Origin of the sequence: Paracerasibacillus soli, from assembly GCF_042432965.1 — a bacterium.
In the GTDB taxonomy this organism is placed as follows: domain Bacteria; phylum Bacillota; class Bacilli; order Bacillales; family Amphibacillaceae; genus Paracerasibacillus; species Paracerasibacillus soli.
The window spans coordinates 1-18,722 of record NZ_JBHLWL010000054.1; the positions used below are offsets into that span (position 1 = coordinate 1).

Sequence of the window (18,722 nt, forward strand, 5' to 3'; positions counted from 1 at the left end):
CTTTAATTCTACAGGGAAACTCACTTGTTTTCTATTTTTACTAATACTAAAAATAGTGTTAGTGAATTTTTATCACCAACACTATTTATTGTAGAGCCTAAAAAGCCATGACACTTCATTTATTTTCCTGATTCAATAATATTATAGAGAATTGGCTATAATAAAAGGAAATGAAAATGAAGAAGGTGTATGTTATTGGAATTTCCAACTATCCATACCAACTTTTGGGATGGCGTGATTGCTGTTCCTTTAATCGTTATCATTACACAGTGTTTTAAAATTTTCCCGATACCTCGTCAGTACTTTCCTACCATCGCATCTGTTCTTGGTTTCGGTATTTCTATCTTTTATAGTCATCGACACAATATATGGGCTGGTATCTTTATGGGCGGATTCTATAGTGCGGCCGCAGTCGGAACATATTCCTCTTTAAAAACATCTTGGATTGCTTTTAAAAATAGAAAAAGGAAAAAGGAGTTAAAAAAGAAGTAGTGAGAGCTTATCATGGTCAAAAAGTCATGTTTAAATCGTCTAAGCATATGAAACAATGACCAGTCTTACCTACAGATTTTATATGCTATTAAAACTCCCCTTAAAGCGAATGGTGCCTTAGCGGCTAATTACTTTAAGGGGAGATGATTACTTATTATCTAAACTAACAACACAGGACAAATCTTGCACGATTCGGTGGTCTATCGTATAAAATTTTACATCTACCTGCTTTGTTTGTGGAAATAATTCTAACATAACGTATGTCTTTTCTCTTCGATTTCTTGGTAAACGAATACTTCCTGGGTTAATAAATATTTGGTCTCCTCGTTTTTCTACTCCCGCAATATGCGTATGACCGAAACAAATAATTTGCGCACCACATTCTTCTGCGCGATAACCAATCGTCATTAAGTTTTGCTTTACTTGGTGCAGATGGCCATGTGTAATAAAGAATGTAAAATCACCAAATTTCTTAACCTCTTCATTTGGGTATCGCGAATCAAAGTCACAATTCCCTCCAACTTTTATAAACCTGTCCATTGTCGGATTACTATATTCCAACTCTGAATCGCCACAATGGATATAATAATCCACTTCATGTTGTTGCTTTATTTTTTGAAGTTCTTCTATCAAACCATGACTATCACTTACAATTAATACTTTAGGCATGGAATCCCTCTCCATTATTATTTCTTAACCATTCATCTAATTGATCCATCGCGCGTTTACGATGACTTATTTCACTTTTTTCAACCGAAGATAATTCGGCCATTGTTTTTGTCAGGCCATCCGGTACAAATATCGGATCATAACCAAAACCGTTATCCCCTTTTTCCATCATTGTTATGCGCCCTTCACAATAACCTATTTTAAAAATTGTTTTTTGTTTTGGAATAGCTAATGCAAGTACGCAAATAAATCTGGCTGTTCGTCTTTCTTCCGGTATATCCTTTAATTCCGTTAAAACTTTGAGCATATTTTTCATATCATCTTTTGGCTCACCAGCATATCGTGCTGAGAATATGCCAGGTCTACCATCAATTGCATCAATAATAAGTCCAGAATCATCAGCTAATACAGGTTTATCATACCGTTTAGAAATTGTTTCAGCTTTTAAAGCGGCATTTTCCATAAAGGTTGTTCCAGTTTCTTCAACTTCTGGTGCATGTGGTTCAATATCTAATAGAGATATTGCTTCGATTTCGTATCGTTGAAAAAAGTATGCGAATTCTTTTGCTTTCCCTTTATTTTTCGTTGCAATAATAAGCTTTCTCATCATTTTTCTCCATCTTTTGCTTTTGTTTCACCAATACGTTCTGCTAATGGCCCCAATACATCTGTTTGAATAGAAAAGATTGTATTTAAACCTTCCTTAGCAAGACCAAGCATCGTTTGTAATTGGTCATATGTAAACGTAGACTCCTCACCTGTGCCTTGAATTTCAACAAACTCTCCAGAGCCAGTCATTACAATATTCATATCTACATTTGCTTGCGAATCTTCTTCATAATCTAAATCTAATGTTTCTGTTCCATCTTTTAAAATGCCAACAGATGTTGCAGCTAAGAAGTCTGTAACAGGCATTTTTTGTATTGCTTTTTTTTCTAATAGTTTACCAAAAGCTAATACAACAGCTACAAATGCTCCCGTAATGGATGTGGTTCTTGTTCCACCATCTGCTTGTATAACATCACAATCTACCCACACTGTCCGCTCACCAATCGTATCTAGATCAACTACTGCACGTAGCGCTCTACCAATTAGACGTTGAATCTCCATCGTTCGACCACTTACTTTCCCTCTTGAAGATTCACGAATATTACGTTGTGCTGTTGCCCGTGGTAACATAGCATATTCTGCTGTTATCCAACCTTTTCCTTGTCCGCGCATAAAAGGAGGAACTCGGTCCTCAATACTAGCGTTACAAATTACTTTTGTATCTCCTACTTCGATTAATACAGATCCCTCAGGATGTTTCACAAAATTTGGAGTAATTTTAATTGGTCGTAATAAGTCAGTTTGTTTTTTATTGTTTTCCATTTTACGTCCTCCTTGCTTCACAACTAATAGCTTATCATATTTTTTACTTATTTCCGAATGGTTATCCTCGGTAAAGATGTTTTAACTTTTTATTTTATTGCTCGTAAGGAATGAAAAAGTTTTATGTTTGGACGTTAAATCGAAAGAACCAAAATATATCATCATTTACTCAACTAACTTCTTACCTATAAAGATGTCTTCAATTACAGCATTTCCAAAGATGGATTGTTCTTTTCTTTCAAAAAAAAAAGAGGCAATATTTTAGCCTCTATACGTCTATAATTTATCAGTTGGTACGAATACTTTTTTAGAAACAGGCTCTTCATAAGCCTCACCATTTTCATTTACTAATTTATCCATATTTTCAACTTGAATGTTCACAGCTTCTACTTGTTGTAGCTCTGTAAGACTCCGTACAATTGTTTCCATTACCTCGTCAGATATCATGGATTGTTCAGGGTCTTTTAAAATATTTTCGTTAAATGTTAAAGATAAAACCCCATCTTCTAATGTAGGCTCATCAACGAGCATTGTATCTGTATTAAATACATGAATTAAATTTGTATTATATCCAGGTCCATCCAGCAGAGAATTGACTACTAATTCATAAACATTGTCCTCCGTTTTTTCCACATGCCGTGTAATTGGAACATAATAACGTTGTTCATTATGTTCGGCTGGAAAATACATTGTCAATACGTCACTGTTCATAATGTCAATTGCATCCGTATCTGTTAAATTAATGCCATTAACTCGTGAATATCCGTTTGAGATCGGTGTTCCATTAACAGGCATTTCATCAACAGCTTGGCCATTAATTCTTAGCTCTATCCGCTCCACATTCTCAAATTGTGTTAATGTGAAAGTCATCGCTTCCACTATTTTTAATTCGTCTTCAGCTTCATATTCCTTAAATTCTTCTGAAACGTCCACAACCATCGTTCCATCTTCTTTTAAGTTCATCTCCTTTATTTCTGTTCCTTCAGGCAACACTGCTTGGAACCCATTTGGTAAAATTGGTGTGACGGGACCACCTTTTACAAGATACTCCAAAACTTGTTTTGCTACTGCCTTGGACTCTGGATTCGGCAATTCTACTGTTTGTGGTGCAACCATTCCATTAACATCAACTAAATATAATTGACGTGCAACCGTCTCTGAAGCTTTACTTTCCTCATCTGTTTTGTCTTCTGCTTCAACATCTTCCCCCTTTTTCTGATTAACTGGTTCTGCATTTTCTGGTGGTGGATCCATTTTATCCATTGTTTGTTCACCTTTAAAACATCCAGTTAGTATAAAGGCAAGACTAATTGTTAGCAAAAGATACAATAAACCGCGTATTTTCATGTACCTACCTCCTACGATGGTTTGTACTACTATATATACGAGCCTAATAAAAATTTAGACCAAAGTTTATCAAATCTTTTTAATCTAACGATGGTTAATCATGCTAGGAAAGAATCTTTAACAAACAATATAAAAAAACAGACTATATAGTCTGTTTTTTATAATTTGACGTGCCAAAAGCGAATCAAATCTCTATCTATCCATGTACGGTTAAAAATCCGCTCTGTCATCTTTTGAAAATGATCGATATCTCCTGTTGTATAAAACTCATGCTTATATGTAGCCGGTTCTATTTGCAAAAGCCCATTCATTTCCAGAATTAAACTCGTTTCCCGTGCTGTTTCCTCACTAGAGGAGATAACATGAATCTTATTTCCTAAAGTACTTTGAATCGTGTCTTTAATAAGCGGGTAATGTGTACATCCTAGGATCAACGTATCTATTTGAGTTGTTTTAAAAACTTGTAAAGTAGACGCTACAATTTCCTCAGCCTCTTCGCCGTTTAATATGCCGCGTTCTACCATTGGAACAAATAGTGGACAAGCTAAAGATTGTACTTGTATTTCTTCTTTAATTTGTTTTAATGCTTGTACGTAAGCTTGGCTATTAATCGTCCCTTCTGTTCCAATTACACCAACTTGATTATTCTTCGTTACATTAATAGCCGCCCTTGCACCTGGTTGAATGACTCCTATGACAGGTATCGTTAATTTCTCCTGCAAGCTCTCTAAAGCAAATGCAGTTGCAGTATTGCACGCAACAACAAGCATTTTAATATTTTTTGTTAATAAAAATTCGACCATCTCCCAGGTAAAGGTTAAAACCTCTTGGGCATTTCGTGGACCATATGGACAGCGTAACGTATCCCCTACGTAAATTAACCTCTCATTTGGTAATTGCCGCAATAATTCATTGGCTACGGTTAAACCGCCTACACCTGAATCTATAACTCCTATCGCACGATCCACTTGCTTCACTTCTTTCACCGTTGTTGTTATCTATTATTTAGTAAAATCATTTTATCATAAAGTTGTGTTAATAATTCGTTTAACACTTCTGTTTGCTCTGTTGTAAAATTATCAAGCACTTCACCTAAGTATTCGCGTCTTTTATCAATTACTTCTTTAATAATCGACTTTCCTTTTTCTAATGGTTGAATCCGAACGACCCGACGATCATGTTCATCTTTTATCCGTCTCACTAATCCGTTTTTTTCCATTCTATCAACTAAATCAGTCGTTGTACTAAAAGCAAGTCCAATACGATTGGATAATTCTCCAATTGTTAAACCCTCTTCATCAATAATCCATTGCAATGCAATAAATTGAGGTGAAGTAATGGGATAGTTTGCTAAAATTTTTCTCCCATTTTGTTTTATAGCGCCAGAGATATGACGTAATCTTTTTTCAAGTTTTGCTACACTTTCCTTTGGTAAGTTCCCTTCCAATATACTCCCCCCATTAGCATGATATAACATACCTAAATAACGGCGTGATAAAATTGACTCTTTTTATTATATCAAAAGAACTTGAATTCGGGTAAAATATGTTGTAAATTGTCAAAGGAACACTAAAAATGTTGTAAGAAAAAGGATAATACAAAATAAAATTTACATCTTACTATTGTTTACACTTAAAAAAGGGTTTTTTAGAACTTGGCAACATTTCAATAAAGATAACTGAATACCACTCACCGATTTTCAGAATTTACATAAGCTAATATTGACTAGATAATTCCCTTCAAACTGCGGCTCTATGACAGCAAGGAGGGGTTAACATTTGAAGGACAACGAGTATAAATCAAAGCAAATACTAACTAAACGGGAAAGAGAAGTCTTTGAACTCTTAGTACAAGATAAAACGACAAGAGAAATTGCCCAAGAATTGTTTATTTCTGAAAAGACTGTCCGCAATCACATCTCGAACGCCATGCAAAAATTGGGAGTAAAGGGGCGCTCACAAGCAGTAGTTGAGCTTATTCGTATGGGAGAACTAGAAGTTTAAACATGTGCTTCAATTACGTTTAAGGTACTATCACCACCAACGGATAGTATAAAGCCATCGATTCCATTTACTTGGGGCGATGGCTCTATTTTTGAGTTTATTAGTTGTCTAGCAATCGCTGTATCATTTCATCATCTAACTGTACCGGTTTACCAGTACTTGGATTTACATACACAATTCTTCCGCGTCCAGTAAGACATAATTCTTCTTTTTCGTTAACTGCCATATAATGGATATCAAATGAAGTTTTACCTACTGTATTCGTTTTTACAAATAACTGAAGTTGGTTTTGAAAATACATTTGTCTATGATAATCACATTGTAAATCAGCTACAACCGGAATTCCTTCTGGTTGATCATCTAATGAAAACAACCCTATTTCTTTCATATACGCTATTCGTGCTTCTTCAAAATATATAAAAGGTGAAACGTTATTGACATGGCCAAACATATCCGTTTCTGAAAATCGAACATTAATCGGAATACAAAATTTAAAATCAGCTTTCCACTTGGTATAGTCTTCTATATATGAAATGTTTTTCATTTCCATCTCCCCTTGTGTCTATGTTAATGCAATTCCCACTACCTAATAAACTGTCACAACCCCTTATTGTCTAAGCCAGAACAATTTACTTTAGATATGAAATAACCCTTACCATGACTTGGCAAGGGTTATTTTACTCATGATCTATTTTGCCCCAAAACTAATTTGCATGATCACTGCCAAAGAAGTTTTTAAATGATTGAATATTTGTTGCACGGTTCATTGCTGCAATTGATGTCGTTAACGGTATTCCTTTTGGACAAACTTGGACACAGTTTTGTGAGTTTCCACATCCAGAAATACCACCATCTTCCATCAATGCTTCTAAACGTTCACTTTTATTCATCTCACCTGTAGGATGTGCATTATACAAGCGCGGTAATGATAAAAATGCAGGACCAATAAAGTCTGATTTATCATTTACGTTTGGACAAGCTTCAAGACATACCCCACATGTCATACATTTTGACAGTTCGTAAGCCCATTGACGTTTTTTCTCTGGCATACGCGGGCCTGGTCCTAAATCATACGTTCCATCTACTGGAATCCACGCTTTAATACGTTTTAACGCATCAAACATACGCGATCGATCAATCACTAAATCACGAACCACTGGAAACGTATCCATTGGTTCAAGGTGAACTGGCTGCTCTAATTCATCAACCAGTGTTGCACACGATTGTCTTGCAGTTCCATTAATTACCATAGAACACGCACCACATACTTCTTCTAAACAGTTTGACTCCCATTGTACTGGACTTACTTTTTCCCCTTTTGCATTTACCGGATTCTTCTGTATTTCCATCAAACCGGAAATGATATTCATATTTTTACGATAAGGAACCTCGAAAGTTTCTTTATAAGGGGCAGAGTCCGGGCTGTCTTGTCGTGTAATTATAAATGTCACCGTTTTTTGTTCAGCCATCTTCACTTACTCCCTCCGCTTTTTAATGTTTCGTTGTATAGTCACGCTTACGAGGTTTGATTAATGACGTATCAACTTCTTCGTAAGTGAGTACTGGTGCATTGTTTTCTTTATCAAACGTAGCAATCGTTGTCTTCAACCATTCTTCATCATTACGCTCTGGATAGTCTGGCTTATAGTGTGCTCCACGACTTTCGTTACGATTATATGCACCTATTGTAATCACACGTGCAAGATGAAGCATATTTTTAAGTTGACGTGTAAACATAACCCCTTGGTTACTCCAACGTGATGTATCATTAATATTAATATTTTCCCAACGCTCTAGTAATTCTTGAATCTTTTCATCTGTTTTTAATAAACGATCATTGTGACGAACGACAGTAACGTTATCTGTCATCCATTCCCCTAGTTCTTGGTGAATTTGATAAGCATTTTCTGAACCATCCATACTCATAAGCTTTTCAAAATTCTCCTCTTCAGCTTTTACACGATCATCAAATAGGGATGAAGGTAAGTCTTCAACGTGCTTATCAAGTCCTTCAATATATTCGATTGCTTTAGGCCCTGCAACCATTCCACCATAAATAGCGGATAGTAAGGAGTTTGCACCAAGTCGGTTTCCACCGTGCTGAGAATAATCACATTCACCAGCAGCAAAGATACCAGGAATATTTGTCATTTGATCGTAGTCAACCCAAAGTCCACCCATTGAATAGTGAACGGCCGGGAATATCTTCATTGGAACTTTACGCGGGTCTTCCCCGACGAATTTCTCGTAAATCTCCATAATCCCGCCTAGTTTAACATCTAACTCTTTCGGATCTTTATGTGACAAATCAAGGTACACCATGTTTTCTCCATTAATACCTAGCTTTTGATTCACGCAAACATCAAAAATCTCCCTTGTTGCGATATCACGTGGTACAAGATTTCCATATGCCGGATATTTTTCCTCTAGAAAATACCATGGTTCACCATCTTTATATGTCCAAACACGTCCACCTTCTCCACGAGCCGATTCACTCATCAAACGTAATTTGTCATCCCCTGGAATAGCAGTTGGGTGGATTTGAATAAATTCACCATTCGCATATTTTACACCTTGTTGGTACAACATACTTGCTGCAGATCCGGTATTGATAACAGAGTTAGTAGATTTTCCAAAAATAATACCAGGTCCACCTGTTGCAAAAATCGTAGCATCAGCACGAAATGCTCTTATTTCATGAGATTTTATATCTTGTGCAACAATTCCTTTACCTACACCATTTTCATCAATAATTGCTTCAATAAATTCCCAGCCTTCATATTTTGTAACAAGGCCTTCTACTTCCCAACGTCGTACTTGTTCGTCTAACGCATATAATAATTGTTGTCCTGTTGTAGCACCTGCATATGCTGTGCGATGGACTTGTGTTCCACCGAAACGACGAAAATCTAGTAATCCTTCTGGTGTTCTATTAAACATAACGCCCATACGATCCATTAGATTAATAATCTTAGGTGCTGCCTCACACATTGCTTTTACGGGCGGTTGGTTCGCCAAGAAGTCCCCACCATATACCGTATCATCGAAGTGAAGCCAAGGTGAATCCCCTTCACCTTTTGTATTCACGGCACCATTAATTCCACCTTGAGCACACACAGAGTGAGAGCGTTTTACAGGAACAATAGAAAATAAGTCAACGTTTACACCAGCTTCAGCAGCCTTAATTACCGCCATAAGACCAGCTAGACCTCCGCCAACTACAGCAATTCGTCGGTTACTCATTATTACTCACTCCTATTTCTCTATTTACTTAAAAAGTAAACCTTTTCCATTTAATAATCCATTATACGAATGCAAAAATTGCGCGAATACCAATATAGCTAACAGCTAAAAATACAATTAACGTAGCATATGTAACAATTTTTTGGGAACGTGGTGATTGTGCAAATCCCCATGAAACCATAAAGCCCCATAGACCGTTAGCAAAGTGAAATATCGTTGATATAACACCAACAATATAAAAGCCTAGCGTCCATGGATTTGATAAAATGCCTTCCATGAAACTATAATTAACGTCAACATTTCCTAGCCCAACTTGTACACGTGTCTGCCAAACGTGGACAGCAATAAAGACTAATGTAACAATACCTGAAATTCGTTGTAATATATACAACCAGTTACGGAAAAATCCATACCTCTTACCATTAAACTTTGCGGTGAACACAATATAAACCCCTAAAACAGCATGAAATAAGATTGGTAGATAAATAACAACTGTTTCTAAAACAATCCTAAAAGGTAAGTCATACATGAACCCTGCTGCTTTATTAAAACTTTCTGCACCATAAACGGCAAAATGATTCACCACCAAGTGCTGAATCAAAAACACACCAATAGGGATTACCCCTAACAAAGAGTGTAATCTCCTATAAAAAAACTCCCGATGCTCCGCCATCTGTTACCCCCCTCAGTGTTGTGATTTTTTTAAAGTGGCATAAATACTTCGACAATAAAGCGAACTTTTGGTAACGTATTCACTTTACTGTATAAAGTGTACAATTTGTGACCATATTTATTGTACTTCTTACAAATACGAGCGTCAAGGAAAGGAAACAACAATCTTGCAAACGCTTTGATTTATCCAGGACTAAAGTTATGTTTTTTCGATAAATTAATCGACATTAACTTATCAATCTATCAACCTTGCTCTAATTAGATCCGTTTTCAGTAACTTTCTAACACATTCATCACTATATTCCTTTTGGATTTCATAAAAAAACAATCTTAATTAAGTAGTCTCGTATTTGTTAAAGCATGTATTTCAACTATCTACCTTTCTTTTCATATCAACTTTTTTTAAAAACTATATTAATTGGGGAAAAATTAATATTATGATTGCATCTGGCAAAGAATAATTAGATAATGTATGTATGTGTCATTTTACCTATGTTATGATTAGTTCATTAACATATTGTTATTTTACATCTAGAAAGGATGACATCCATGTCGCAAGAAAAAAAGCTGCTTCCAATTTCCTTACTTGATCAATATCAATCAGCTGGTGCGGGGTATGATGTCTTACGATATATCGGTATTGCTGATTTACTTGGACCAGAAAAAGATACCATTCTTTACTTTATGGGTAAGAGGTTAGCGCGAATGTTTGACATACGTTCAGTGGACGATATTGCCGTTTTCTTTGAAAAAATGGGCTGGGGAAAAATAGAATTAATAAAAGAAAAGCGCCGTTCTCTCGTATTTTACTTGCTATCAGACGCTGTAGCACAACGTCTACACGGACCACTTGAAGGCGATTTTAAACTTGAAGCTGGCTTTTTGGCGGAATCCATCCAATTCGTTAATCAGATGGAATGTGAATGTACGGTTGCGATCCATCGAAAGATACATCAAGTAGAATTTAATGTTCTTTATATTAACTAAGTAAAGAGTAGTTCATATAAAGTTAAATGAAGACGTTGGGATACCCTTTTTCAAAATAAATAAACCACATGAAATCAATTTAAAATTTACATTGTAAATCTTGATTTCGTGTGGTTTTATTTTCAATTAATGGGGGTGTTCGCCTTCTTCACTAAATGGATAGCTTACTAATCAGCTGTATCCTGCCACTCCCCCACTTGTCATTATGAGATCATTCTTACGAAGTGGCAGTCATCAACCGATGAAACAAGGAACTATCTTTTAAACTAATTAGAATCTAATCTATCCGTTCATTATACACCTAACCTCATTTTTTCATGAGATCCCGCATATCTTAACTTCACTTCACTTATTTAAATGATTTATAATTGCCTCGGCTACGTTTTTAGGTATCCCCAATACGGTAATTTCCTCCAATTTTGCATTTCTTATGTTATCAATTGATTTAAAATGGGTGAGCAACAACTTTCTTCTTTTCTCACCAACTCCAGGAATTTCATTTAATTCGGAATGTAACATATTTTTCCCACGCAATTGGCGATGAAACGTTATTGCAAAACGATGGACTTCATCTTGTATTCTTTGTACAAGATAAAATTCCTGTGACTTACGCGAAAGTGGAACAATTTCGGCTGGATCTCCATAAAGAAGTTCACTCGTTTTATGCTTATCGTCTTTCACCAAGCCACAGAGCGGAATATCTAACCCCAACTCATTTTCCAGAATGTCCTGTGCAGCACTCATTTGACCTTTTCCACCATCAACAATAATAAGGTCGGGTAGTGGTAACTTTTCTTTTAAAACACGACTGTAACGTCTTCTGATGACTTCCCGCATTGTATCATAATCATCTGGCCCTGCAACCTCTGTTATTTTATATTTTCGATATTCCTTTTTATTAGGTTTTCCATCAATGTAAACAACCATAGCGGATACGGGGTCAGACCCCTGAATATTAGAATTATCAAATGCCTCAATACGATGCGGTGTTTCTATGTTCATCGCCTTTCCTAGTTTTTCAACGGCAACAATCGTTCGTGCTTCGTCTCGTTCAATTAATGTAAATTTGTCTACAAGAGAAGCTTTGGCGTTTTTCATTGCCATCTCCACTAACTCTTTTTTTCTTCCACGATAAGGTGTATGGACTTCTATTTGTAAAAGTTCGGATAATAAATGAACTTCAGTACCAATCGGGACAAAGATTTGCCTTGGCATCGGATGGTTTTGTTGTAAGTAAAAGCGGCCAATGAAGGATAAGAAGGTTTCACTAGGTTCATCAAAAAATGGAAACAAGGATACCTCTCTTTCAATCAGTTTACCTTGACGGACAAAAAAGACTTGTACACACATCCAACCTTTATCATAACTATAGCCAAATACATCAATATCGACGCTTTCATTAAGAATAATCTTTTGTTGTTCCATCACAACTTCTATATGTTGTATTTGATCACGAATTTCTTTTGCACGTTCAAAATATAATTGCTCACTTGCCTCTTGCATCTTATCTATTAAATCTTGTTTAATTGCTTTATACCCACCATGCAGAAAAGACGTAATGCTTTGTACGATTTTTTTATAATCCTCCTCTGTTGGTGGTTGATTACTACAGGCCAAACATTGCCCCATATGATAGTACAAACAATATCGTCCAGGGGGATTGTTACATTTTCTTAATGGATATAGCCGATCCAATAATTTTTTTGTTTCCCGGGCCGCAATAACGTTTGGGTATGGCCCAAAATATTTTCCTTTATCTCTCTTAACATTTCTCGTTATCAGTAATCTAGGATGGCGTTCATTCGTTATTTTTAAATATGGGTATGTTTTATCGTCCTTAAGCATGACATTATATTTTGGGTCATACTTTTTAATTAAATTCATTTCCAAAATGAGCGCTTCCATTTCGGATGCTGTAATAATGTATTCAAAATCGACTATTTCCTGAACAAGCCGTTGCGTCTTTTGGTCATGTGCTCCAGTAAAATAGGACCGTACACGATTCCGTAGTGATTTTGATTTACCGACATAAATAATGGTTCGATGTTTATCTTTCATTAAATAACAACCAGGTTGCGCAGGTAATATTGCTAGTTTTTCTTTTATAAGTTCATTCATGTTCTTCACCCTTTACGCATCGCAATCATAGACGAGAATGATACCCACTTGTTAACATACTATGTTCTGGTAAAAAAAACAATCCCTTGATGTACGTTACATCAAGGGATAACTTTTTGAATTTTAATTAAGCATGTTTATTAATTAAATCTGCCAATGCTTCTTTTGGTTGAAAGCCGATAACTTGATCAACAATATTACCATCTTTAAAAAGTAACAATGTCGGAATACTCATTACACCGAATTTACCAGCGGTTTCTTGGTTTTCATCTACATCAAGTTTTACTATTTTAACTTTATCTCCTAATTCACCGTCAAGATCTTCCAAAACAGGGGCAATCATTTTACAAGGACCACACCATGGTGCCCAAAAATCCGCTAGCACAAGACCCTTGGAAGTTTCTTCCGCAAAGTTCTGATCAGTTACATTTAGTATTGCCATTTAAAAATCCTCCTTAATAAAAGGTTATATTCTATATAAGAAAATTTCATTAAATAGAGTATAACATTAAAAATATGTCTGTACTAACAGAATGCTCACCTGTACTATTTTCATACAAACACCGAGTAAAATATTGTCAAATGAATTTGGTATATCATTTGTGATAAACCGTAAGTAAGAGGCCTAGTATAATTGCACTAGACCTCTTATCACTTATAAAGTTGTTTACGCCTTAATTTTTTTAATCTCTTCTATTAACATAGGAACAACTTCAAACATATCACCAACAATTCCATAGTCAGCAACATTAAATATATTCGCTTCTGGATCCTTATTAATCGCAACGATTACTTTTGAGTTAGACATCCCTGCTAAATGTTGAATCGCCCCTGATATTCCTACTGCAATATACAAGTCTGGTGTAACCACTTTTCCTGTTTGACCAATTTGCAATGAATAATCACAATAGCCTGCATCACAAGCTCCACGGGACGCACCAACTGCACCACCTAATAATTCTGCTAATTCATAAAGAGGTTTAAATCCTTCTTCACTTTTAACAGCGCGCCCGCCAGCTACAACAACACTTGCTTCCGACATGTCAACGCCTTCAGAAGTTTTACGAACTACCTCTTTTATAATCGTACGCAAGTCTTTAATTTCTACTTCTTTCGCCTGCACATCTCCTGTTCTTGATTCATCGCGTTCTAATGCTGGAATGTTATTTGGACGAACGGTAACGAATACAATACCATCTGTAATCACTTTTTTCTCAAATGCTTTACCAGAATAGATTGGTCGCGTAAACACAGCAGTGTCTCCGTCAAAATCAATTGTCGTCACATCTGAAATAAGTCCTGTATTTAATTTACTTGCAACTTTTGGTGTAACATCTTTTCCAATTGCGGTATGTCCCATCACGATCACATCAGGAGATTCTTCTTCTACTACTGCCATAGTAGCCTGACCATAGCCATCTGATGTATAGTTTTTCAAATTATCGTGTTGCACAGTTATGACACGATCCGCACCATAATAAATCATTTCATTCGCTTGAGTGGCTAAATCTTCTGCACCAAATAAAACACCCACAATTTCCCCATCTGCAGCTATTTTCCTAGCTGCTGCAATTGCCTCAAACGTAACGTTACGTAAACTATTATCTCGTGATTCTCCAATAACTAATAATTTCTTACTCATCTTTATTTCTCCTCTCCGTTGAAAATTAAAGTACTTTGGCTTCTGTTCTTAATAAGGATACTAGTTCTTTTACTTGTGCTTCCAATTCTCCTTCTAAAACTCTTCCTGCTTCTTTTTCAGGTGGGAGAAATATATCAATTGTTTTTGTTTTAGGTTCTACATCGTCTTCATCTATATCTAGATCATCTATCTCTAATTCTTCAAGTGGCTTTTTCTTTGCTTTCATAATTCCTGGTAAGGATGGGTAGCGTGGTTCGTTTAACCCTTGCTGACAAGTTACAAGCAATGGTAGACTTGTTTCGATGATTTCCATATCACCTTCTACGTCTTTTTCAATCTTTACAGTTTCGCCATCAATTTCGAGTTTCGTAATCGTCGTAACATATGGAATATCTAGGCTGCTAGCTAGCCTTGGTCCTACTTGGCCACTTGCCTCATCAATTGCAACATTACCAGCTAAAATTAAATCTACTTCTTTTTCCTCAAAGAAAGCTTCTAGTATTTTCGCAGTTGTAAATTGGTCTCCCTCTTCTAAATCATCTTCTGTATTAATTAAGACGGCTTTATCTGCACCCATTGCCAATGCTGTCCGAAGTTGCTTTTCTGAATCTTCATCCCCAACGGTTACAACTGTTACTTCCCCTCCATGTTCGTCACGCTGTTTAATCGCTTCCTCAACAGCATATTCATCGTAAGGATTAATAATAAATTCTGCTGCATCTTCTTCTATTTGACCATTTGAAACAACAATCTTTTCTTCTGTGTCAAATGTCTTTTTTAATAATACATAAATATTCATGTATAGCTCCTCCTCTTACTATCTGTATATGTTGTAAATCATGATTACTTATCTTTAAACTGTGGTTTTCTCTTTTCAAGAAATGCTTGCACACCTTCTTTGGCATCCTCAGAACCAAAGATTCTTCCAAAGGCCTGTGCCTCTTCCTTCACACCTGTTTGAAATTGTTCGGTTTTTGCATAAGGAACTAGTTTCATAATTTCCTTAATGGATAACTTACTCTTCTCAGCAATTGAAGTTGCAAGTTTCATTGCTTCTTCAATAAGAATATCTTCAGAAACAGCATGATTGACGAGGCCAATTTTTGCTGCCTCTACTCCGCTAATTGGTGTTCCAGAAAGAATTAACTCATAAGCTTTTGCAGTACCAACGTATTGTGGCAAGCGCTGTGTCCCAGCAAAACCTGGAATAATACCTAAGGTTAATTCAGGTAAACCTATCTTGGCGTTTTCTGTTACAATTCTCATATGACAAGCCATTGCTAATTCTAAACCACCACCTAGGGCTGCACCATGAATTGCAGCGATGACGGGTATATGAAATTTTTCAATACGATCAAATACTTGTTGACCACCTCGTGCTAATGATTCATAATCAGATGCTTCTTGAAAACCTGTAAATTCCTTTATATTTGCCCCTGCTGAGAAAAATCTTCCTTCCCCTTTTAAAAGCACTACTTTTACGTCGGAATCAGTTTCCAATTGGTCAAGCAATTGATCTAAGTTCTTTAATAGATTACGAGATAAGGCATTAGCTGGTGGACTATCAATTGTTACGATTGCTATATGTCCTTCTTTTTTAAAGTGAAACGCTTCCATTTTACTCCTCCCCTCCCAAGTAAGTGTGCAAAATTACGAATGGGTAATACCATTCGTAATTAAGTTATGAACAGGCGGTGCAAGTTCTATAAGATTATACTTTTGATTTTGCATGACCCAATTTGTAACCGTTTCATCAAGTGTTCCAAAAATCATTTGCCTTACAAGTGGAATATTTAAATCACTGCGGAATAATTTCTCTTCTATTCCTTCAACAATGATTTGATCAATTATCTCAATATAAGGTTTCAACACATTATTAATCTGCTTACGCAAAGTTAGATTAGATTGCCTTAATTCTAATTGGGTTACAATTGCTAAACTATGATCAGCTGCAAGTTGCCCAAAATGCATATTGATTAACGTCAATAATTTATCATCTGCATTTTCCTTTGTATGAATCGCTGTGCCAATTTCTTCGATAAACTGCCCCATCTTTTCCTCAAATACAGAGACTAAAATATCCTCTTTATTTTTAAAATATAAATAAATTGTGCCATCTGCCACACCAGCCTTTTGGGCAATCTTTGATACTTGTGAGGCATGATAACCATTCTCCGCAATAACCTTTACTGCTGCTTCAATAATTGCTTTGTATTTCGGTTTTACTCTTTTCATAACGTACTCCCTTACATCGAAATAAAATGAATGAATCATCATTCATAATATATTGTAATGGTCTGATAAGAGATTGTCAATACAAAGGCCTGTCTTTTTTTATGAAAAAAAAGAGGGATAACATTAAACCTTTTGATTTATCTCTACTTGTTTTTGTTTCTCTTCTTCTACAAGCTGCCTTCTTAATATTTTACCCACAGCAGTTTTAGGTAATTCACTGCGAAACTCATAAAGCCGTGGTACTTTATATGCAGCAAGATGTTTTCTACAAAATGTGTTCAGTTCTTTCTCATCTATATCTTTTCCGGCTTTGGGAACAATATAAGCTTTTACTGTTTCACCGCGATATGGATCAGGGACCCCAGCTACAACTGCCTCCATAATATCTTCATGTTCATACAATACTTCTTCGACTTCACGTGGATAAATATTATAGCCGCCAGCAATAATCATATCTTTCCTACGGTCAACGACATAAAAGTAACCTTCTTTATCCATATAACCTAAATCTCCAGTTAAGAGCCATCCGTTAACAAACGTGTTTTCTGTTTCCTCCGTATTATTCCAATATCCCGCCATGATTTGTGGACCTTTAACAGCTATTTCTCCTACTTCTCCTACTTCAGCTTCTGTCTGTGTGTCCATATTGAGGATGATGGAATCTGTATCTGGCCACGGAACACCTATACTGCCATTTATTCGATTCGTCCATAGGAAATTAGCATGCGTAACCGGAGAAGTCTCGGTTAGGCCATACCCTTCAACGAGTCGCCCGCCCGTAATTTCTTCAAATTTATCTTGTATTTCAACAGGTAGCGGTGCTGAACCACTAATACATGCCTGGATAGAAGAAAGATCGTAATCATGCAAATTAGGATGATTTAACAACCCGACATAAATTGTTGGTGCACCCGGAAATAATGTTGGTTTTAATTTATCAATCGTCTTCAGTACATCCGCAGCATCAAATTTTGGCATTAATATCATTTTGGCACCATGCATAATAGATAAATTCATAACAGCTGTCATACCATAAACATGAAAAAACGGAAGTACACCTAGTACAACCTCTTCGCCTTGCTTTGTTTTATACATCCAACTTTGACACATTTGTGTATTCGATACTAAATTTAAATGCGTCAACATGACCCCTTTTGGAAAACCTGTTGTACCACCGGTATATTGCAATAGTGCTAAATCTTCACTCGGATTAATTGCAACACTTTCATATCGTGATGAAGCAGTTTTCATCATATAACGCCATACATGTGTATCAGCAGTTTGTTCTAATTTCACCACCATATTATACTCTCGTTTTTGTATAAATGGATAAATGAGGTTTTTAGGAAAAGGTAGATAATCTTTAATTCCTGTTACAACAATATGTTCAATATCTGTGTTTTTTCTTACTTTCGTAACCATTGGAAGTAAGATATCCAAACAAACAATAAATTTTGCCCCTGAATCTTTCATTTGGTATTCTAATTCTCTTTCCTTATATAACGGATTCGTTTGTACGACAATTGCTCCACCCAATAATGAACCATAATAAGCAATGACTGCTTGTGGACAGTTTGGTAGCATGATTGCCACACGGTCTCCCTTTTGAAGACCTAACGTTTGCAAATAACTTGTAAATTTTCTTGCTTGCTCATACACCTCTCGAAAACTCAATTCCTTCCCCATAAAGTGAAGCGCTTTCTTTTCATTGTAAGTTTGAGCTGCCTCCTCAAGAAAAGAATGTAATGGCTTCTTATCATAGGTTATTGAAGTCGGTATTTCTGGTGGATAGTGTTTATGCCAAACCTTAGTTTGATTCATGTAAAACCCCTCCCCTTATACTATATTAGTATCTATTATACCGACTAATTCATATTTTTGAAATATTTATTTAAAAATATTTGAATATGCATCTAAAAAGTACACAAAAAGGCCTATGTTAT

General features: G+C 36.0%; 20 protein-coding genes. 3 read left to right on the forward strand and 17 right to left on the reverse strand.

All coding sequences use genetic code 11. The features are described from left to right. The first annotated feature begins 195 nt into the window (after nucleotides 1-195). Nucleotides 196-492: a hypothetical protein gene (locus tag ACFFIS_RS13875; protein WP_320379819.1), complete on the forward strand. Its 297-nt coding sequence runs from the start codon at nucleotides 196-198 to the stop codon at nucleotides 490-492. 147 nt (nucleotides 493-639) lie between these two features. Here ACFFIS_RS13875 and ACFFIS_RS13880 read toward each other — a convergent pair whose 3' ends face one another. From ACFFIS_RS13880 to ACFFIS_RS13905, 6 genes are all read right to left on the reverse strand, one after another. Further along, the gene (locus tag ACFFIS_RS13880; RefSeq protein WP_390188035.1) at nucleotides 640-1,161 is read right to left on the reverse strand and encodes a metallophosphoesterase family protein; all 522 of its coding nucleotides are present in this window, start codon (nucleotides 1,159-1,161) and stop codon (nucleotides 640-642) included. Continuing rightward, a complete protein-coding gene (locus tag ACFFIS_RS13885; RefSeq protein WP_320379319.1) occupies nucleotides 1,154-1,768 on the reverse strand; it encodes an XTP/dITP diphosphatase in 615 nt (204 codons plus the stop codon). Before ACFFIS_RS13885 ends, ACFFIS_RS13880 begins: the two co-directional genes overlap by 8 nt. Continuing rightward, a complete protein-coding gene (rph, locus tag ACFFIS_RS13890) occupies nucleotides 1,768-2,532 on the reverse strand; it encodes a ribonuclease PH (protein WP_390188038.1) in 765 nt (254 codons plus the stop codon). Before rph ends, ACFFIS_RS13885 begins: the two co-directional genes overlap by 1 nt. 276 nt (nucleotides 2,533-2,808) lie before the next feature. Next, nucleotides 2,809-3,879, reverse strand: coding sequence for a GerMN domain-containing protein (locus ACFFIS_RS13895; protein WP_320379320.1), 1,071 nt, complete (start codon nucleotides 3,877-3,879; stop codon nucleotides 2,809-2,811). Nucleotides 3,880-4,037: 158 nt separating this feature from the next. Further along, nucleotides 4,038-4,847, reverse strand: coding sequence for a glutamate racemase (gene racE, locus ACFFIS_RS13900; protein WP_320379820.1), 810 nt, complete (start codon nucleotides 4,845-4,847; stop codon nucleotides 4,038-4,040). Between the two features lie 26 nt (nucleotides 4,848-4,873). Then, complete coding sequence (locus ACFFIS_RS13905) at nucleotides 4,874-5,326, reverse strand: MarR family winged helix-turn-helix transcriptional regulator (protein ID WP_320379321.1); 453 nt, start codon at nucleotides 5,324-5,326, stop codon at nucleotides 4,874-4,876. A 331-nt stretch (nucleotides 5,327-5,657) separates the two neighbouring features. On the opposite strand from ACFFIS_RS13905, the gene ACFFIS_RS13910 reads away from it, so the two are divergent. Next, complete coding sequence (locus ACFFIS_RS13910; protein WP_320379322.1) at nucleotides 5,658-5,882, forward strand: helix-turn-helix domain-containing protein; 225 nt, start codon at nucleotides 5,658-5,660, stop codon at nucleotides 5,880-5,882. 100 nt (nucleotides 5,883-5,982) lie between these two features. On the opposite strand, the gene ACFFIS_RS13915 is transcribed toward ACFFIS_RS13910, so the two are convergent. The 4 genes from ACFFIS_RS13915 to ACFFIS_RS13930 form a co-directional block, all read right to left on the reverse strand. Further along, a complete protein-coding gene (locus ACFFIS_RS13915; RefSeq protein ID WP_320379323.1) occupies nucleotides 5,983-6,426 on the reverse strand; it encodes an acyl-CoA thioesterase in 444 nt (147 codons plus the stop codon). 160 nt (nucleotides 6,427-6,586) lie between these two features. Then, nucleotides 6,587-7,351, reverse strand: a complete 765-nt coding sequence (gene sdhB / locus ACFFIS_RS13920; RefSeq protein WP_320379324.1) for a succinate dehydrogenase iron-sulfur subunit — start codon at nucleotides 7,349-7,351, stop codon at nucleotides 6,587-6,589. Between the two features lie 22 nt (nucleotides 7,352-7,373). Next, entirely contained in the window at nucleotides 7,374-9,125 is a 1,752-nt protein-coding gene (gene sdhA / locus ACFFIS_RS13925) for a succinate dehydrogenase flavoprotein subunit (RefSeq protein ID WP_390188040.1), read from the reverse strand. A gap of 61 nt (nucleotides 9,126-9,186) precedes the next feature. After that, complete coding sequence (locus ACFFIS_RS13930; RefSeq protein ID WP_390188041.1) at nucleotides 9,187-9,798, reverse strand: succinate dehydrogenase cytochrome b558 subunit; 612 nt, start codon at nucleotides 9,796-9,798, stop codon at nucleotides 9,187-9,189. 548 nt (nucleotides 9,799-10,346) lie between these two features. On the opposite strand from ACFFIS_RS13930, the gene ACFFIS_RS13935 reads away from it, so the two are divergent. Next, nucleotides 10,347-10,784, forward strand: a complete 438-nt coding sequence (locus ACFFIS_RS13935) for a DUF2507 domain-containing protein (protein WP_390188042.1) — start codon at nucleotides 10,347-10,349, stop codon at nucleotides 10,782-10,784. A gap of 345 nt (nucleotides 10,785-11,129) precedes the next feature. Here the strand turns inward: ACFFIS_RS13935 and uvrC are convergent, their stop codons facing one another. The 7 genes from uvrC to ACFFIS_RS13970 all read right to left on the reverse strand — a co-directional run bounded on the left by uvrC (nucleotide 11,130) and on the right by ACFFIS_RS13970 (nucleotide 18,600). Continuing rightward, on the reverse strand, nucleotides 11,130-12,902 hold the full coding sequence (gene uvrC / locus ACFFIS_RS13940; RefSeq protein ID WP_320379327.1) for an excinuclease ABC subunit UvrC: 1,773 nt from the start codon (nucleotides 12,900-12,902) through the stop codon (nucleotides 11,130-11,132). Between the two features lie 127 nt (nucleotides 12,903-13,029). Next, nucleotides 13,030-13,344, reverse strand: coding sequence for a thioredoxin (trxA, locus tag ACFFIS_RS13945; RefSeq protein ID WP_390188044.1), 315 nt, complete (start codon nucleotides 13,342-13,344; stop codon nucleotides 13,030-13,032). A 225-nt stretch (nucleotides 13,345-13,569) separates the two neighbouring features. Continuing rightward, on the reverse strand, nucleotides 13,570-14,544 hold the full coding sequence (locus tag ACFFIS_RS13950; RefSeq protein ID WP_320379328.1) for an electron transfer flavoprotein subunit alpha/FixB family protein: 975 nt from the start codon (nucleotides 14,542-14,544) through the stop codon (nucleotides 13,570-13,572). A gap of 25 nt (nucleotides 14,545-14,569) precedes the next feature. Further along, a complete protein-coding gene (locus ACFFIS_RS13955) occupies nucleotides 14,570-15,343 on the reverse strand; it encodes an electron transfer flavoprotein subunit beta/FixA family protein (protein ID WP_320379329.1) in 774 nt (257 codons plus the stop codon). A 44-nt stretch (nucleotides 15,344-15,387) separates the two neighbouring features. Then, nucleotides 15,388-16,161, reverse strand: coding sequence for an enoyl-CoA hydratase (locus ACFFIS_RS13960; protein ID WP_320379330.1), 774 nt, complete (start codon nucleotides 16,159-16,161; stop codon nucleotides 15,388-15,390). A 33-nt stretch (nucleotides 16,162-16,194) separates the two neighbouring features. After that, nucleotides 16,195-16,779, reverse strand: coding sequence for a fatty acid metabolism transcriptional regulator FadR (gene fadR / locus ACFFIS_RS13965; RefSeq protein WP_320379331.1), 585 nt, complete (start codon nucleotides 16,777-16,779; stop codon nucleotides 16,195-16,197). Nucleotides 16,780-16,902: 123 nt separating this feature from the next. Beyond that, nucleotides 16,903-18,600, reverse strand: coding sequence for a long-chain-fatty-acid--CoA ligase (locus ACFFIS_RS13970; RefSeq protein WP_390188045.1), 1,698 nt, complete (start codon nucleotides 18,598-18,600; stop codon nucleotides 16,903-16,905). Nucleotides 18,601-18,722 lie beyond the last annotated feature (122 nt).